General features: G+C 60.8%; 21 protein-coding genes and 1 tRNA gene. 4 read left to right on the top strand and 18 right to left on the bottom strand.

Annotation, left to right across the window (positions count from 1 at the left end; all coding sequences use genetic code 11):
* Positions 1-13: 13 nt before the first annotated feature.
* Positions 14-529 (top strand): acyltransferase, encoded by a 516-nt coding sequence (locus tag V5N47_RS02165; RefSeq protein ID WP_338729210.1) that lies wholly within the window; start codon positions 14-16, stop codon positions 527-529.
* On the opposite strand, the gene V5N47_RS02170 is transcribed toward V5N47_RS02165, so the two are convergent.
* Together V5N47_RS02170 and dacZ are read right to left on the bottom strand one after the other, a co-directional pair.
* Positions 526-1,308, bottom strand: a complete 783-nt coding sequence (locus V5N47_RS02170; RefSeq protein WP_338729212.1) for a mechanosensitive ion channel domain-containing protein — start codon at positions 1,306-1,308, stop codon at positions 526-528. The two genes, V5N47_RS02165 and V5N47_RS02170, sit on opposite strands and share 4 nt — an antisense overlap.
* 3 nt (positions 1,309-1,311) lie before the next feature.
* On the bottom strand, positions 1,312-2,124 hold the full coding sequence (dacZ, locus tag V5N47_RS02175; RefSeq protein ID WP_338729214.1) for a diadenylate cyclase DacZ: 813 nt from the start codon (positions 2,122-2,124) through the stop codon (positions 1,312-1,314).
* A 220-nt stretch (positions 2,125-2,344) separates the two neighbouring features.
* Here dacZ and V5N47_RS02180 point away from each other — a divergent pair, with 220 nt between their 5' ends.
* Complete coding sequence (locus tag V5N47_RS02180) at positions 2,345-2,653, top strand: hypothetical protein (protein ID WP_338729215.1); 309 nt, start codon at positions 2,345-2,347, stop codon at positions 2,651-2,653.
* 46 nt (positions 2,654-2,699) lie between these two features.
* Here the strand turns inward: V5N47_RS02180 and V5N47_RS02185 are convergent, their stop codons facing one another.
* Positions 2,700-3,272, bottom strand: a complete 573-nt coding sequence (locus V5N47_RS02185; RefSeq protein ID WP_338729216.1) for a hypothetical protein — start codon at positions 3,270-3,272, stop codon at positions 2,700-2,702.
* A gap of 250 nt (positions 3,273-3,522) precedes the next feature.
* A tRNA-Leu gene (locus tag V5N47_RS02190) sits at positions 3,523-3,606 on the bottom strand.
* Between the two features lie 86 nt (positions 3,607-3,692).
* Between V5N47_RS02190 and V5N47_RS02195 the strand changes: the two genes are divergently transcribed.
* Positions 3,693-4,001 (top strand): transcription initiation factor IIB family protein, encoded by a 309-nt coding sequence (locus tag V5N47_RS02195; RefSeq protein WP_338729217.1) that lies wholly within the window; start codon positions 3,693-3,695, stop codon positions 3,999-4,001.
* Position 4,002: 1 nt separating this feature from the next.
* Here the strand turns inward: V5N47_RS02195 and V5N47_RS02200 are convergent, their stop codons facing one another.
* From V5N47_RS02200 to paaA, 11 genes are all read right to left on the bottom strand, one after another.
* Entirely contained in the window at positions 4,003-4,497 is a 495-nt protein-coding gene (locus V5N47_RS02200; RefSeq protein ID WP_338729218.1) for a phosphopantetheine adenylyltransferase, read from the bottom strand.
* A gap of 49 nt (positions 4,498-4,546) precedes the next feature.
* Positions 4,547-5,083 carry a winged helix-turn-helix domain-containing protein gene (locus V5N47_RS02205; protein WP_338729219.1) on the bottom strand — a complete coding sequence of 179 codons (537 nt, stop codon included), beginning with the start codon at positions 5,081-5,083 and terminating at the stop codon, positions 4,547-4,549.
* 47 nt (positions 5,084-5,130) lie between these two features.
* Positions 5,131-6,204 carry a glutamate--cysteine ligase gene (locus V5N47_RS02210; RefSeq protein WP_338729220.1) on the bottom strand — a complete coding sequence of 358 codons (1,074 nt, stop codon included), beginning with the start codon at positions 6,202-6,204 and terminating at the stop codon, positions 5,131-5,133.
* Between the two features lie 87 nt (positions 6,205-6,291).
* Positions 6,292-7,128: a DUF4397 domain-containing protein gene (locus tag V5N47_RS02215; RefSeq protein ID WP_338729222.1), complete on the bottom strand. Its 837-nt coding sequence runs from the start codon at positions 7,126-7,128 to the stop codon at positions 6,292-6,294.
* A gap of 92 nt (positions 7,129-7,220) precedes the next feature.
* Positions 7,221-7,850, bottom strand: coding sequence for a fibrillarin-like rRNA/tRNA 2'-O-methyltransferase (locus V5N47_RS02220; RefSeq protein WP_338730328.1), 630 nt, complete (start codon positions 7,848-7,850; stop codon positions 7,221-7,223).
* On the bottom strand, positions 7,847-8,680 hold the full coding sequence (locus tag V5N47_RS02225; protein WP_338729223.1) for an NOP5/NOP56 family protein: 834 nt from the start codon (positions 8,678-8,680) through the stop codon (positions 7,847-7,849). The genes V5N47_RS02220 and V5N47_RS02225 overlap by 4 nt, the downstream gene beginning before the upstream one ends.
* 51 nt (positions 8,681-8,731) lie before the next feature.
* Complete coding sequence (paaE, locus tag V5N47_RS02230) at positions 8,732-8,899, bottom strand: 1,2-phenylacetyl-CoA epoxidase subunit PaaE (protein WP_338729224.1); 168 nt, start codon at positions 8,897-8,899, stop codon at positions 8,732-8,734.
* Between the two features lie 3 nt (positions 8,900-8,902).
* Positions 8,903-9,316 carry a 1,2-phenylacetyl-CoA epoxidase subunit PaaD gene (gene paaD / locus V5N47_RS02235; RefSeq protein WP_338729225.1) on the bottom strand — a complete coding sequence of 138 codons (414 nt, stop codon included), beginning with the start codon at positions 9,314-9,316 and terminating at the stop codon, positions 8,903-8,905.
* Positions 9,306-10,148, bottom strand: a complete 843-nt coding sequence (paaC, locus tag V5N47_RS02240; RefSeq protein WP_338729226.1) for a 1,2-phenylacetyl-CoA epoxidase subunit PaaC — start codon at positions 10,146-10,148, stop codon at positions 9,306-9,308. The genes paaD and paaC overlap by 11 nt, the downstream gene beginning before the upstream one ends.
* The gene (gene paaB / locus V5N47_RS02245; protein ID WP_338729227.1) at positions 10,148-10,465 is read right to left on the bottom strand and encodes a 1,2-phenylacetyl-CoA epoxidase subunit PaaB; all 318 of its coding nucleotides are present in this window, start codon (positions 10,463-10,465) and stop codon (positions 10,148-10,150) included. The genes paaC and paaB overlap by 1 nt, the downstream gene beginning before the upstream one ends.
* 1 nt (position 10,466) lies before the next feature.
* Positions 10,467-11,396 (bottom strand): 1,2-phenylacetyl-CoA epoxidase subunit PaaA, encoded by a 930-nt coding sequence (gene paaA / locus V5N47_RS02250; RefSeq protein WP_338729229.1) that lies wholly within the window; start codon positions 11,394-11,396, stop codon positions 10,467-10,469.
* Between the two features lie 86 nt (positions 11,397-11,482).
* On the opposite strand from paaA, the gene V5N47_RS02255 reads away from it, so the two are divergent.
* Positions 11,483-12,139 carry a helix-turn-helix domain-containing protein gene (locus V5N47_RS02255; RefSeq protein ID WP_338729230.1) on the top strand — a complete coding sequence of 219 codons (657 nt, stop codon included), beginning with the start codon at positions 11,483-11,485 and terminating at the stop codon, positions 12,137-12,139.
* Here V5N47_RS02255 and V5N47_RS02260 read toward each other — a convergent pair.
* From V5N47_RS02260 to V5N47_RS02270, 3 genes are read right to left on the bottom strand one after another with little or no spacing between them, the layout of a single operon-like run.
* A complete protein-coding gene (locus V5N47_RS02260) occupies positions 12,136-12,519 on the bottom strand; it encodes a PaaI family thioesterase (protein WP_338729231.1) in 384 nt (127 codons plus the stop codon). The two genes, V5N47_RS02255 and V5N47_RS02260, sit on opposite strands and share 4 nt — an antisense overlap.
* 25 nt (positions 12,520-12,544) lie before the next feature.
* Positions 12,545-13,342, bottom strand: a complete 798-nt coding sequence (locus V5N47_RS02265) for an alpha/beta hydrolase (RefSeq protein WP_338729232.1) — start codon at positions 13,340-13,342, stop codon at positions 12,545-12,547.
* Entirely contained in the window at positions 13,339-14,214 is an 876-nt protein-coding gene (locus tag V5N47_RS02270) for an amidohydrolase family protein (RefSeq protein ID WP_338729233.1), read from the bottom strand. Before V5N47_RS02270 ends, V5N47_RS02265 begins: the two co-directional genes overlap by 4 nt.
* Between the last annotated feature and the right edge of the window lie 16 nt (positions 14,215-14,230).

Below are 14,230 nucleotides of genomic sequence, written 5' to 3' on the forward strand. Positions count from 1 at the left end.
CGAACTGTTCTGCGTGACTGACGACGCCCCCACCTCGCGCCACGACCGTATCACGCGCCACCCAACGCCGGGGACGCAAAACTCGCTTCGCCACTGGACGAGCGCCCGCAATCCGCTTCGGGTGATGCTCAACTACACCTTCATCGTCCTCGCTCGCATCTCGCCGAGCCTGCGGCTCAAAAATCTGCTCTTGCGGGCGATTGGCGTGACCATCGGGACGGGCGTCTCGTGGGGCCTCGAATCGACGCCGGACGTGTTCTGGCCCGACCTGATTACGGTCGATGACCACGCAATCATTGGCTACAACGCGACGATTCTCTGTCACGAATTTCTCCAACACGAGTACCGAACCGGCGAGGTACACATCGGCAAACGCGCGATGATTGGCGCGGGCGCAATCGTCCTGCCGGGCGTGACCATCGGCGACGGCGCGCAGGTAGCGGCGAACTCGCTCGTGACGCGCGACGTGCCTGCCGGGGTGACGGTTGCGGGTGTCCCGGCAACAGAAATGGACGCAGACGACAGCTAGGTTCGAATCCGAACGATACCCGAGTCGAAGACGTGGGCGTTCGGGATGATGTACTCTTCACCGTCGCTTTCGATGTGCGTGACGAACACGTCTACTTCTTGGACGATGCCCCGACGCTCGCCAATCGCAATCTCGTCGCCGATGCCGTAGGGCTGGTTAAGCAGGAGGTAGATGCCCGCCGCACTCGACGTGAGCAGGTCGCGGAAGGCAAGCCCGCCGAGGAACACGACGCCGAACACGTACACACCGAGCAAAATGAGCAGCGCGCCCGTCGCCACACCAATCTGACCGAGTGCGATGAGGACAGCGATGTAGATGATGCTATAGCGAACGATTTTCGGGATGATGTTCACTTCGGGGAGTTTGATGCTCCGAAGCCGCTCGCTCACGACGAGTTCTGCCTTATCCGAGATGATGAGCCCAAGAATGATGGCGAGCGCGGCGACGAACAGCCGCGGCATGAACGCCGTGAGTTGCCCGAAAAAGAACTCCGTGCTCAGCCCCGCGATGCGAAGCGCGAGCAACGCCGCGAGCAGGGCGATGAACAGCGCGGTGAGCTGCGCGAGTAAGGAAACCGTGGACGTTCCGAGGCCGCGAGCGGTTCGCTCGAACGGTGTCCCTTCGACCGCTTCTGGTACGCCAGACGAGACGAGCACCCGGCGCAAGCCACGGCTCACCACGTACCCAAGCACCAACCCGCCAATCAGGACGAGCAGCGCGACGAAGAAGCGAAACTCGTCGGTGAGCAACTGTTCGAGTTGCGAGATGATCTCCACCATGGCTCAGTACTCCTCAGGGTCGAGTTCTAAGATGAGTTCGCCGCCTTTGAACGCCCGAACCAGCCCGTCGCTCTCGCTCAACACGATGCAGATGGCGTTGGTGTCGCGGGTGGTCGCCGCCGCCGCCATGTGGCGCGCCCCAAGCCCTTTGGGGATGTCAACGCCCTCCGCAGACGGTTCGAGATAGCGGTAGGCAGAGACGATTTTGCCCGCATCGGAGATGACGAACGCACCGTCGAGCCGGGAGAACTCTTTGAGCATGACGTTCACGATAGGGTCGCCGACGTGGACGTGCGATTTCTCGAACGGGTTGTACGAGAGCGGACGGGATTTGTTCATGACCTTTCCCGCGTCGCCAACGACGAACAGCGCGCCCACTGGCTTGCCCTTCTGGCCTTTCTTCCCGAGTTCGATGGCGACTTCGAGGACGTCGCGGATGACCGCCGGTTCCGCCCGCGAGTTCATGAAGAGGTCGTAGATGCCCGTGTGGGTGAATTCGCTCGCCCGAACCCGCGTGAGCGAGTCGATGTCCTCGTCGAACATCTTCGTCGCACAGAGGAGGTCATCGCCGTCGTCGATGAGGTCGTTTTCGATGGCGCCCTCGATGCCGTAGCGAATGCGTGCGGCAACGTCATCGAACTCAAGCGGAAGTTCCACAAAATCGGGCGCTGAGACGGTGTTTTCGGGGGAAATGACCACGACCTCAATGTCATCAACCTCTGCGAACCGCCCGTAGTACGACGCGCTTGGGGAGAACAGCAAGATTGCATCAACATCGGACACAATCGGCCCAAGGAGGTCGTGGATTTCACTCATTAGTTCTATCAACTCGTGAAGCCGACAAAAAGGTTTGTGGCGCCCGGATGCGATTTCGCGACACAACCTGCATTACAGTTAGCACTCCGTGCCGTGAAACGAACACACAGCCCACTCGCACAGTCGACCGCCACGGCCACGTCGTGTCAGCACCTCACCCAAATCCCGCGATTTTGCGTGTGACCGAACACTTAACCCTGCGACCGCCTATTACCGGGCAATGCGAACAACCCACACAGCAACGCCCTGGTGGGGACTGCGAGTCGCGCTCGTAGCCCTCATCCCAATCGCAGCCCTCGTCTGGTATTTCGCCGGGCTGCAAACCCTGTTCTGGTGGGTTCTCGTCCCCTTTTTCCTCGGCGTCGCGGGCATCCGCATCGGTACTGCACTCCAACGAAGCCGCGCCCCGGCCCGCGCGGTCGATGGAACCGGCAAAGAACACCTCCGATTTTCAAAAACGAATCAGGCAGAGCCAATCGCGGAGGTCGAGACGGAGCGAATTACGGACGGCGGGAGACGGAAAGAGTGAATTTGGTATCTCACACTGTACCAATTGACTATCAAAAAGAAATTAACTATTGTTCAAATTGTCCCACAGGTTCTTGAAGTTCTTCTTTTAAGATGTCCACTGCATTATAGTACACCTCATAATAATTGGATAAGTCAACTTCTTCATCAATATGCTTTGAGTCCTGTTCTGCTTGGTGCAGAAATTTTTCAATTTCACTATCGTCAGTAAGATGTTTTCCACCAACCCGTGCTAAAGCATGATTCATCCCCATTAATGCCAGCATCAATTCTTTTTTCTGCTGAGGGTCTGTCAGATATAATTGTGATTTGATAATTAACCCGCGAATTTCGCGAGTTAATTCATTTACCTTAGAAGCTTGCTCTTGTGTGATACCAGAAGTTTGGATTTCCCTATACAGATCTCTGTGAGGGACATAAGCCATTAAGATAGAATGTGCTTCTGCCATCCGATCGTGTAAAGAATATAGTATTTCAACCTTATGTTCTGTGTATAACTCTGCACGGCGGCGACGATCTTCGCTATCTTGTTGGAGTTTGGTTTGATAAAGCCCAAACGCTCCGCCGACAAGCGAGCCTAGTAGCGTTCCTCCGACAGCAAAAGCGACGCTTGAAACCATATTCAATTGATCTTCATCGTAAGTGAAGAGAGTTGCCTATCGCCAACTATCTGTCAATTCCCCCTACCTACTCAGTTTACGAGCAACTTTTCCCCAACAGAGCGAGGGTTGCGAGAAGTACCTGGAACCCAATTTGAACCGGAGCGAGACGTTCCTGCTCGGGCCTGCGGCCCAGCGCGGGCTGCGACTTGCAGGACTCAAATCGTTCCGTTCGAGTTTCGTCGCTCGCCAGTTTGCTCGCGACAGAAAATGCGTGGGACCGGATTTGAACCGGCGGACCTCTACAGGACAGCGTCCTAAGCGCTGCGCCGTTTCCTGGCTTGGCTACCCACGCGCGTCTCGTGATTTCCCGCATTCAACAAAATACCTGTCGCTCTCCGGTGGCGAGGGCTTATCACCGATGGCGGCCAAGCCTGCTGCGTGTATCGAGCCCGCGACCAAGTCGAAAACGAGGCGTGGCTGGCCAAACTCGAACAGGCCGCAGACCGGCTCTCGCTCGGGACGGAGGCGCGCTCGCGTGCCAAAGACCTTTTTCTCTCGACGGTTCCGGAAAAAGACCGCTCGAAGCCTGCGGTCATCGCGGCGAGTCTCTATGCAGGTGCGCTCATCGCGGGCGACGAACGCTCACAGGGCGACGTGGCAGACGCCGTCGGGGTCGCACGGCTCACGATTCAACAGCGGTGGAAGTCGTTGTTAGAAGAAGCGGGACTCAGGCCGCCGGGCTGGTAGCTTACTGTTCGCGCTCTGCGGGTCGGCCGTCGCGTTCTGGGGTCAGGTTGCCGTGCTGGTCGATTTCGCCGCGAACGATGCGTGTACTCGAAATCACGTCCTCGTCTGTCGCGTAGACGCGGTCGACGACTTCGATTCTGAGTGGGTCGAGGCCGCGTTCTTCGCGGATTTCGTTGACGAGTTCGCCCCCGCGCTGGGTTTCGGTGGAGACGATGAGCACGTCGAACTGGGGTTCGGTGGCGATGCCGGTTGGCTCTTCGAGCGTGCGGATTTCCCACTCGCGGTCGTACTCTGTGGCGAAGCGTCGCAACTCGGCTTCGAGGTCGGCTTTGCGCTCCTCGTAGGGCCGTACGTACCGGTCTTCCTTGCGCGTTTGTGGTGCAAGCGCGTCGCTCGTGAGGCCAACAGTCACGTCACCCAGTTCGAAGGCTCGTTTGAGCAGCTTCCGGTGCCCATCGTGAACCGGATCGAACGTCCCGCCCAGCGCGACTTTCATAGTGCACTCATCGGCCGCCGCTGGCTTAGTGGCTTCGACTCAATGTATGTCACTCGTCGTCTGCTTCCTCGACGGTGATGGTGACGGGCTCTGTTGCCGTGGTCAAGTCGCGCTTCCCGAGGTAGCAATCGAGGTTGAACACCGTGTTGAGTTCGTCCTGCACCTGCTCTGCGAGCGTGGTGACGAGGTCGCTCGGGGGCATGGCCGTGTACTCGTAGGGGTTGTTTCCGGCCCCGGAGTTCTTGCGCTTTCTGCGGTCTAAAATGCCTTCGGCGTGGAGTTCTGCGAGTGCTTCGCGAACCGTGCTCGGATAGAGGCCAGTTCCCTCTGCAATCTCGTCGCTCGTGCCCCACGGGCGTTGGCGAAGATGTACGTAAATGCGCGCCCGGGTTTCCGTATCGAGCACCCACGAGAGGAGCTCGACGATGCGCTCATCGAACTGGTCTACGGCGCGGTCAGCTTCGTCTTCGAGCCGTGCCCGGTGTTGTTCGAGTTTCTCTCGTGGCCGCCTCCGACCACCGGCCGACGCAGAATCCTGGTCGGCCTCACCCTCCTTTGAACTATCTGGTGAGTTATCAGCAGCCATACGTCCTCTTACGCGGGACAAAAGCGATTGCCGGGTAAAAACCTTGGCTACAGCCGAAGCGCGTTACACAGGGCGTCCATCCCCTCTTCTGCGAGCACTCTGCGCTGGAAGTCTGCGCCGCTTTCGCCGTCGTACAGCTCTTTGATGCCTGCGATGTCGAGGCGGTCGCACTCTCTATCTACAATCTCGCCGAGCGTGCTCGTCCCCTGCCGGTCTTTGTCGATGAAGGAGGCGTCGTGGCCGTAGCGAAGCGCCCGCCACTTGTTCTCATCGAGGAGTTCGCGACGGTGTCTGAACCCGGCTTCGCCGTCGTCGTAGCGTTCGCCCAAGTCTTCGACCAGCGCCGCCGTGTACTCGACGAAGGCGAGCACGCGGTCTGGGTCTCGCTGCCCGTCAGGCGTCCGCACTTCGAGCGTGCCGTAGGCCGTGTGCGGGCGCACGTCGTACCAGAGTTCGCCGCGGTCGTTTATCGACCCTTGATTCACCATCATGTGCTCGAAGCTGAGGAAGTCCTCGTAGTCCTCGAAGTCGGTCGGCATCCCCGTGTTCGGAAGGTTTTCGAAAATCTTTGCCCGGGCAGACGAAAGTCCCGTGTCGAAGCCGTTCCAAAACGGCGAGTTCGCAGAGAGCGCGAGCATGACCGGGAGATGCCAGCGAATCTCGTTTGCAATCCAGACGGCTTTGTCCGCGTCGTCAACGCCGACGTGGACGTGCAACCCCGCCGTCGTGTTACGGTGTTGTGGGTACTGGATGCGGTCGAGTTGCGCTTTGTAGCGTGATTTTTCTGCGTGTTCGAGTTCGCGCCATTTCGCCGCCGGGTGGAGGCCCGCAGCCGCGATGCCGAAGCCGTGGGTCTCTGCGTGGCTGGTGAGTGCCTCGCGGATAGCAAGCAGATTCTCGCGGGCGTCAGAGAGGCGTTCGATTATCGGCGTCTGTGTCTCGATAGTGCACTTAAACAGTTCGTGGTCGATGCGGTTTTGGAGAAGCTCAGGTGGCGTAGACTCGTAGACGAGTTCGTCAGTGCCCGAGGTCGGACGGCCTGCGTCATCGATGACGAAAAACTCCTCTTCGATTCCGAGCGTCCCGGTCTGCGTGAAATTCTCGGCAGAGCCCGTATCCATCGTTATCCGGGATAGGGCCGCCGTAACTTAAACAGTTCTGGCTTTCGCCACCGTGGTTACGCGCTGGTAACGTGGGCAGGGGTTCGTTCAGTCGTCGTCTTCGTCGTGGTCGTCGCGTTCCTTATCATCTCGGTCGTCATCGTCCTTCCTGTCGCTCTGATACCGACGGAGCCACCGGCGAGCCGGGCGACGACGTGGGCGGCGCGCGTCGCGGTCGACGGCCACCACGAGGTCAAACGGATTGGCTGCCGGTTCGTCGTCCGGCGTCAGGTACCCCATCGCGAACACGGTGTAGATGTCGCCACGGTCGAGCGTCACGGGGAACGTCCCGACGACAGGGCCGTCGTTTCCGGCAGTATCTCCGCGTATTTGCACATCGTAGCTTCCGGCTGGAACCTCGATGTACTCGGCTACATCGCCGAACGCAGGCCCGTCGAAGAGGGTGACCGCACCGTCTACCACCGTCACGTCGACGGCAGGTGCGTCAGGCGAGGCGTGAACCACGCGAATCCGGGCGTTCTTCCCGCGAACACGGCGCAGGGTATCGACGAGGACGAGTGGGCGGAACGTCCCTTCTGTGAGTTCACCGATTGCGGCGATGGTGTAGACGTTCCGTTCGACCGTCACGTCGCCGTTGAACGCCACCGTATCTTCGTCACCGGCAGCCGTGATTTTCACCGTGTACGTCCCGACCGGGAGGGGGAGGTAGTCACTGACGGCTTTGAAGGGCACGTCAGCGAGGACACGCTGCTCGTTTACGTACACATCGACGTTTGGTGCGTCGGGCGATGCGTGGGCGACACGGACGAGCGCCCACTGCGTGCGTTCTGCGGCGGCGGTTCCGGCGAAGGCAGCGCTACCGAGAGTGGCTGTGGTTCCGACAAGGGCGAGCGATTTCAGGACTGAGCGTCGAGAGGTTTGCATGGAACGATTCCTCACCGTACAGAACGCCTGCAGAACAAATAGCGAGAATCCCGAACCAGTTCGGGAGCGGGTTTCGGGTTGCGGTTTCTGCCTCAGCGTGGGGTCGCAACGACACCGAGATGGTCTTCGTGGAATGGTTTGAGCCGCGCCGTCTCCACGATATCGTAGCCCTCTGCCAACTCCGCGAGGACGTCATCGAACACGCCGCCGGGGTCGCGCGTCACGTCCTCGCTCCGCGCTTTGATGGCGATGAGCGCCCGCCCGTCGTCAGCGAGGAACTGCTTGTTTCGAAGTGCGACCGTCGCCTGCCCGCGGGTCGCCACGTCCTGAATGAGGACGTCGAGATTCGATTCGACGACGTGGGCGTAGGTTTCTGGTTTTCGGGCGTCTTTGAGCAACGGAAACAGGTTCTCGCGGTCGCGAGCGACGCCCACGAGGTCGCGGACCGGGCGTGGCGCAAACTCCACGGCGTAGGTCGGCCCCGAGAAGTCGGCGACGTGGCTCACGGTCGTCCCGCTCGCCGCGCCGAGATAGAGCACTTTCTCGCCGCCAGATAGGCCAACGTCCATCTCCGTTTCGAGCATCGCACCGAGCTTCGAACGGTTTGCGTCCCACAACCGCCAGCCTTCGCTCACTGGTTCGCCGTACACCGCCTGCCCTTGCGTCGCAAGCCGCTCTTGTCCGTCGAATGTGCGCCGGGAAACACCGTCTGGCAACATCAGTTGTCACCTCGTGCTTGGATGGTCGCAATGCGTTCGTCCAGTTCGTTCTTTAACTCGGGGCGCAGGTCGCCCGCGTAGTGGTCGATACGCGCCGCAATCGAGAGCTTCCCAGCGAGCGCACGGGACGCAGACCCTCTATCCTCCCGGCGGGTGTGACGAATCGCCGGGTGCATGAAGATGATGCCGTGTTTCGGCGAGGAGGCTTGGCCCTTCAAGTGCGCGAACAGGGCGTCTTCTGCGCCGAGCACCTGCACCGTCCCGCTCGGCTTCTTTGCGAGCGTGTCGAGCCCACCGGCGAGGGCGATGAGTCGGGCGGCAAGCACCGGCTCTGCCAGATTCGAGAGGTTGGGGGCAATGAGCGGCGTCGTCTCCTCGACGAAGCGCTTGAGCGCGTCGGCTTCGTCGTCGAGGTCTGCACACCGCGACGCAAGCGAGATGAGTTGTTCGTCCGCAGCATCCTCCGGTTCACGGTCTGCGAGGTCGCGGGCGTAGTCCACACCCGTACCGGCGTCGGCAAACCGGCTCCCGGCCCACTCCGCGACGCGCTCTGCGAGTTCGTTTGCCATCCGCCGGGCGTCGTCCATCGCCCGGACGGCGTGAATCAACTGCTTGTCGGTCGCCCGCTCTTTCTCGACGACTTCCCGACGGGCCGCCTCGACGGTTGCCGCGTGGAGTTGGTCGTAATATGCGTCCTCATCAGCAGCAAACCCGGCAGAGACGGCCGCGGTGGGCCAGTCGGCAGGCGCGTCGGCTGCCCCCTCGATAATCCGCGCGACGGCCGCGGCGGTGTCGTCGGGTGCGAGGCCGACGAACCATCCGTTTTCAGTCATACCTGTCGGTAGCGAGTGGGATGTGGTTAAAAGGCGCGCTCTGGTAGTCGTCTACCCGAACTTCTCGAACGGCTGGTCACAGCCGTTGCAGTAGTGCATCGACCGGCAGAGCCCCGGCCCCTTCGGGTGGTCGCGCACCGTGTCGTCAGAGCCGCAGTACGGGCAAACGGCGGGGGACTCGTCCTCGGACGTCGTAACGCTCGGGTCGTTAAATCGCATGGGTTAGATGGACAGCCCGAACTCGCGCAGGGCCTCCTTCCCCGGTTCGGTGACCATCTCGACCGTCCACGGCGGACTCCAGACGAGGTCGAGGTCCATGCTCTCGACGCCCTCCACGGCGGCGACAGCGTCTTCGATGTCCGTCGTGAGCATCTCGCGGGCCGGACACCCGGTGTAAGTGAGCGTCATCTTCACGTCAGCGTGGCCGTCTTCGACGGTGACGCCGTAGATGAGCCCCAAGTCAACGATGCTGACCGGCATCTCCGGGTCTTCGATTGCGTAAAGGGTGTCCCAGACGCGGCGTTCGACACCCGTTGTGCCCTCGCCGGTTGCGGGCAGTCCCTCGCGTTCCGGACCGTGGACGTAGTCGGTGTGCGAACACGGGGTGGCAGTGTTTTCGGTTGGGTTACTTGACATCGTCAGGGTCCTTGAGCAGCTTCGTCGGGGTGCTCAGCCCGAGCGTACGGTAGGTGTGCGTGAAGTCCTCGTAGAGTGGCTCCCAGTCTGCGGTGTGGTCGCCGTGACGACCGGTTTCCGCGGGCAATTCCAGCAGGTCACTTTCTGCTTCCGGCACGGAGAGGCCGAGCGACGAGAGGAACGGCAAGGTGATTTCGAGCCACTGCGCGCGGAGGTCGGCGAGTGGTTCGGTGCGGATGCCGAGTTCCACGATGTCGGCTTCGTGTTCGCTTGGTTCGAACAGCGTGAGCGCGTAGGGGAACAGGCGGTCGAACGCCTGCTGGACCTTCTCGCGACCCGGTTCGTCGTCACAGAGACGTTCGAGCCAGTTCTGGCCGTGTTCTAGGTGGTAGCGTTCCTCCATCTGCACCTTCTCGACGCGGTCACGCAGCCGTGGGTACGCAGAGCCCTGAATCGATTCGAGGTGGAGTTTCTCGTAGGTGTCGAACAGATACCCACGAAGGATGGAATCCGCCCAGTCGCCTTCGATAATCGGCAGCTCGACCAGCGTCGAGTGGCGGAAGTCGCCCGGAGGTCGCTCCCAGATGAGTTCCGGTTCTTCTACGCCAAAATCTTCTAAGAGGTCGTACCAGAGGCGGGCGTGGCCGTACTCGTCCTGTGCGATATTCGCAATCGCGAGGTCGGATTCGAGTGTCGGCGCGCGAACCTGCCACTCGGTGTAGCGCTCTGCGAGGACGAACTCGTCGTCAGCCATCCGGAAGATGACCTCGGAGACGGCCTGCTGCTGCGTGTCGTCTAACTCTGCCGGGCCGGGGAGTTCGGAGAGCGCCATTAGTGCTCCCTCCGCTGGCGTTCGGCTTCGATTTGCTCCTTCTCCGAATCCTCGATTTCCTTTGCGAAACTCGCGTCCGTGTTGAACGTCATCGCCCAGCGGTACAGCTTGTCCGTCGTGCCGCCAAAGGAGGCTTCCTCTGCGTCAACCTCACCGATTTCGTCTTTCGGGACGACCCACAGGCTGTGGGTCGGGCGACGGCGGGCGTGTTGGACCTGTGCGAACATGAGTGCCATGTCGCGGTCTGGCGCGTGGACGTTGCCACAGTGGGTGTGGTAGCCGCCCTGCTTTTCCTGTCTGAAAACTTCCCAAATCATGTTAGTCAGCCGCCTGTGGGGTTGGGCCGGTGTTTTCGAGCGATTCGGTGACCCATTCGACGGCGTCTTGGGCCGCCTTGCGGGTGTTGATTTGGCCGAGGCCGGGTTCGTACTCGTTTTTCGCAATCTGGAAGAACTCGTCCCAGTCTAAGTCTTCCTCTACGACTTCGTAGTTGCCCGTCTCTTCGTCGAAGTTGATGCGCGGGTATTCGGGGATTTCGAGGCCGTAGCGCTCTGCTTTCGGGATGTAGACGGTGAGGAACTCGTTTCTGAGTTCGTCGTTCGACTTACGTTTTAAGCCCACCTTCGACGCGAAGTCGTGGTGGACGCTCTTGTCGTTGGTCGGGCCGAAGAACTGGATGATGCGCGGCCACCATTCCTCGAACGCTTCCTGCACCAACTCTTGGTGCTTTTTCGGCCCCGTGCCGAGTTCGCGGAGGATGTGCTCGCCGTGTTTGATGTGGAAGCCTTCCTCGAAGCAAATCTTGTCCATCGCGTGGGCGTACGGCTCCCAGCTCGTGTCCTTGAGCGTCGCCTGTCGGCGCATCGCGGCTCCGTCAACGAAAAAGCCAATCATCGGCACTTCCCACCAGTGTTCCATCGGGTAGTGGAAACAGTTCAGGAACTTGCCCTTCCCGTTGGCGAGTTCGTCAAGCATCTGCTCGCGCGTTTTCACGCCGAGGGACTCTGCGGCGCGGTAGAGCAGTTGACCGTGACCGATTTCGTCTTGCACCTTCGCACTGAAGGCGAGTTTGCGGTCGAGGCTCGGCGCTTGGCGGATGAACGGGCGTTCTAAATACGCGCCCATAATCTCCGAGTTCGCGTGGAACTGAATCATCCGCGTCGCCGCCTCGCGGTACTCTTGGGGCAGGTCATCTTTCGGGCTGAACGCCCGCGGACCTGCTCGCTCGAACACGGTATCGAGATCCATGATGGAAAATAATAACAGACGATACCGGATACTCGTTACCCCGTTCATGACAGGGCTTTAAATATTATGGCGGCCAATATCTCCGCATGATTGCCGAGTGCCTCGTCGTGGAGTTTCGCGTGACGGGGGACAACTGCCCACTCGCAGATGCCTCCCAAGAGGCCGGGACGACGGTCGTCGCCCGCCCGCCCCAACTCAGAGCAGACGGGAACGTCCTGCTCCGATTCAGCGCGCCAACCGACGACGTCGCCCCGATTCTCGACGCAGACGAGCGGGTGCGCTACCTCCACATGTCCCAGACGGAAGGCCGGTTCAACTTTCGGTGTCTCGCAAAACAGCGGTGTGTCGTCCACGATCTGACGAACGCGGGCCTGCTCGTTGAGTCGCTCCAATACCACCGCGGAACCGAACGTCACACCGGCGCGGTCGTCGGCCGTGACGTGCTCCAGGGCGTCCTCGATACGGTGGCTGCACGGAATGCGGAGGCCGGGGCAGACGCCGTTGGCGTCACATTAGAACGCATCTACCCACTTGGCACAGACGACGAGACGACCGTTGCCCAGCAATGGGACATCACGCCTGCCCAAGAAGAAGCGCTCAGAACGGCCGTAGAGATGGGATATTTTGAAGTTCCCCGAAAAGTCGATGCGTCGGCGGTTGCGGCGGCGCTCGACATCAGTAAATCGTCGTTCTTAGAACGCTTACACCGCGGCGAGCGCGGCCTGTTCTCGCAGGTGTTTTAGCCCGTTTTGTACACGCCACGAACGCTCGCGACTTCGTTTTCGCTTTCGTCCGTAACCATGACGTCTACCACGCCGACAGAGGAGCCACAGCGCACCACGTTGGCTTCGGCGTAGAGGTCGCCGGTTCCGGCTTTCAGGTAGTCGATGCGCATGTCGATGGTCGGGACGGGTTGGTCGACGAGCGAGACAAGCGCCGCGCCGCCAACCGTGTCTGCGAGCGTGAACGCCACGCCGCCGTGAGCCATAAGTTTGTCAGAATTCCACGAGAGTTCCTGGCGCATCTCGATGTGGCCTTCGGCGTGGCCGTCTTCGGCAGCGGTAACCTCGACGCCGAGAAAATCAGCAAACGGCATCCCTTCGAAGAAGGCTTCTACGTCCATGTCGCGGGAGACGCTCGCGGGGTGGTTAAAACTGTGCCCCGCGCCCGAGAAAACAGTTGATTGGCTCGTCGAACGCCGCGGCGTGATGGATGACCGCCTCATGGCCAATCCCCAGAAGAATTTCTCCTTCGCCGCCGAGTCGCTCGGCCGTCTCGCGGAAGTCTCGCTCTGCGAAAAAGGGGTCTGCCGTCCCGCCAACCGTGAGCGTCGGCACCTCGATTTCGGGAAGCAACTCGGTCGCATCGTGGGCGAGACACGCCTCCGCCGCGCCAATGAAATCGGCGGGTGTCCTCGGCCCGCGCGTGACGAAGTCGTAACCCCGCGCCCCGAGCGAGAAGCCGCGTCTGAGCAGCCCCGTCGCCACGGCATCGACGGCCTCACAGTAGATGGAGTTCCACTGATTCGCTCGCCCCCAGTCGCGCCACCGGGCGATGGTCTCGTGCCCGGCATCGCTGAGTTTCGCCGCAGACAGGCCGAGTATCGCGCCGGTCACGAGGTCGGGGCGGGCGGCAGCGAGGTGTTGGACGATGAACCCGCCCATCGAGAGGCCCATGACTGCCGCTGGGCCTGTTTCTTCGAGGACGGCTGCGTAGCCGTCTGCCATCTCTTCCGTCGATTGGGTTTCGACACCCACCGGCCGAGAGACCATCGAGACAGTGTGGTTGGCGGCGTAGCGATTGCAGTAGGCGGCGACGATGCGTGCAAACCAGAACGTCTCGGTCACACGCATGAGTGGGTCGTTCAAACCCGGAATGATGAGAAGCCTGTTTGGGCCGTTTCCAACCGTGACCGTCGGGTGTCCGGCGAGCGTTTCTTTTCTCACAGGCCAAGGAACACTTCAGCGTTTTCCCAGAGCAGTTTTCGCTGAACGTCCTCGGGGTAGTCCGTGTACTCTCTGAAGTTGTCGAGCCACTTTTTCGGGCCAATCATCGGGTAGTCGGTGCCGAACATCGTCTTGTCTTTGAGCAGGGTGCCAGCGTAGTGGAGCCACTCGTCGTCGATGTACTTCGGCAACCACCCCGAGAAATCCATGTGGACGTTGCCCTTCTGCTGGCAGATGGCGAGCTGTTCGCGCTCCCACGGGAACGCCGGATGTGCGATGAGAATCTGGAGGTCGGGATGCGTCGCGGCCACGTCGTCGATGAGCATCGGGTTGCCGTACTTGATTCTGAGCCCTCGGCCGCCCGGACTGCCCGCGCCGAGCGTGGAGTTGCCGCCGTGAAAGATGACGGGCACGCCGAGGTCTTCGATGGTGTCCCAGAGCGGTTCGTGTTCCGGGTCGCTCGGGTCGAACCCCTGGGCGATTTGCTGGAACTTGAACCCCGAAAGGCCGAGGTCGTTTACGGCGCGCGCTGCTTCCTCGACGCAGTCGTCTTTGAGCGGGTCGATGCTTCCGAAGCCGATGATAAAATCCGAGAATTCGTCGCGGACGCCTGCGACGTAGTCGTTCGTCACGGGCGGGTTGCCCGTGTTCGTCTCCGCGTCCCACCCGACGAGGACGACCTGTTTGACGCCGGCGGCGTAGTACTCCTCGCGCATTCCGTCGTAGGTGTCGAACTCCATCTCCGCGCCAAATTTTTTGGCGGCGTCGCGCATCATCTCGCCGCCAGCGTCCTCCAAGAACTCCTTGGTTGGCTGGTGAGCGTGCATGTCGATGGCGCGTGGTTCACCGTCTGCGAGGACATCTACAGGCATACCTCGTTAATTAGTC

The sequence above is a fragment of the Haladaptatus sp. DJG-WS-42 genome (genome assembly GCF_037198285.1).
Lineage (GTDB): Archaea > Halobacteriota > Halobacteria > Halobacteriales > Halococcaceae > QDMS2.

What these genes read in the sequence shown, in the direction of transcription:
- V5N47_RS02210 (WP_338729220.1), bottom strand. Translation starts at nt 6,204, where the DNA reads ATGGATACGGGCTCTGCCGAGAATTTCACGCAGACCGGGACGCTCGGA.
- paaD (WP_338729225.1), bottom strand. Translation starts at nt 9,316, where the DNA reads ATGTCAAGTAACCCAACCGAAAACACTGCCACCCCGTGTTCGCACACC.
- V5N47_RS02215 (WP_338729222.1), bottom strand. Translation starts at nt 7,128, where the DNA reads ATGCAAACCTCTCGACGCTCAGTCCTGAAATCGCTCGCCCTTGTCGGA.
- V5N47_RS02185 (WP_338729216.1), bottom strand. Translation starts at nt 3,272, where the DNA reads ATGGTTTCAAGCGTCGCTTTTGCTGTCGGAGGAACGCTACTAGGCTCG.
- paaA (WP_338729229.1), bottom strand. Translation starts at nt 11,396, where the DNA reads ATGGATCTCGATACCGTGTTCGAGCGAGCAGGTCCGCGGGCGTTCAGC.
- V5N47_RS02225 (WP_338729223.1), bottom strand. Translation starts at nt 8,680, where the DNA reads ATGACTGAAAACGGATGGTTCGTCGGCCTCGCACCCGACGACACCGCC.
- paaE (WP_338729224.1), bottom strand. Translation starts at nt 8,899, where the DNA reads ATGCGATTTAACGACCCGAGCGTTACGACGTCCGAGGACGAGTCCCCC.
- V5N47_RS02205 (WP_338729219.1), bottom strand. Translation starts at nt 5,083, where the DNA reads ATGGCTGCTGATAACTCACCAGATAGTTCAAAGGAGGGTGAGGCCGAC.
- V5N47_RS02260 (WP_338729231.1), bottom strand. Translation starts at nt 12,519, where the DNA reads ATGGACGTAGAAGCCTTCTTCGAAGGGATGCCGTTTGCTGATTTTCTC.
- dacZ (WP_338729214.1), bottom strand. Translation starts at nt 2,124, where the DNA reads ATGAGTGAAATCCACGACCTCCTTGGGCCGATTGTGTCCGATGTTGAT.
- V5N47_RS02180 (WP_338729215.1), top strand. Translation starts at nt 2,345, where the DNA reads ATGCGAACAACCCACACAGCAACGCCCTGGTGGGGACTGCGAGTCGCG.
- paaB (WP_338729227.1), bottom strand. Translation starts at nt 10,465, where the DNA reads ATGATTTGGGAAGTTTTCAGACAGGAAAAGCAGGGCGGCTACCACACC.
- V5N47_RS02170 (WP_338729212.1), bottom strand. Translation starts at nt 1,308, where the DNA reads ATGGTGGAGATCATCTCGCAACTCGAACAGTTGCTCACCGACGAGTTT.
- V5N47_RS02200 (WP_338729218.1), bottom strand. Translation starts at nt 4,497, where the DNA reads ATGAAAGTCGCGCTGGGCGGGACGTTCGATCCGGTTCACGATGGGCAC.
- V5N47_RS02255 (WP_338729230.1), top strand. Translation starts at nt 11,483, where the DNA reads ATGATTGCCGAGTGCCTCGTCGTGGAGTTTCGCGTGACGGGGGACAAC.
- paaC (WP_338729226.1), bottom strand. Translation starts at nt 10,148, where the DNA reads ATGGCGCTCTCCGAACTCCCCGGCCCGGCAGAGTTAGACGACACGCAG.
- V5N47_RS02270 (WP_338729233.1), bottom strand. Translation starts at nt 14,214, where the DNA reads ATGCCTGTAGATGTCCTCGCAGACGGTGAACCACGCGCCATCGACATG.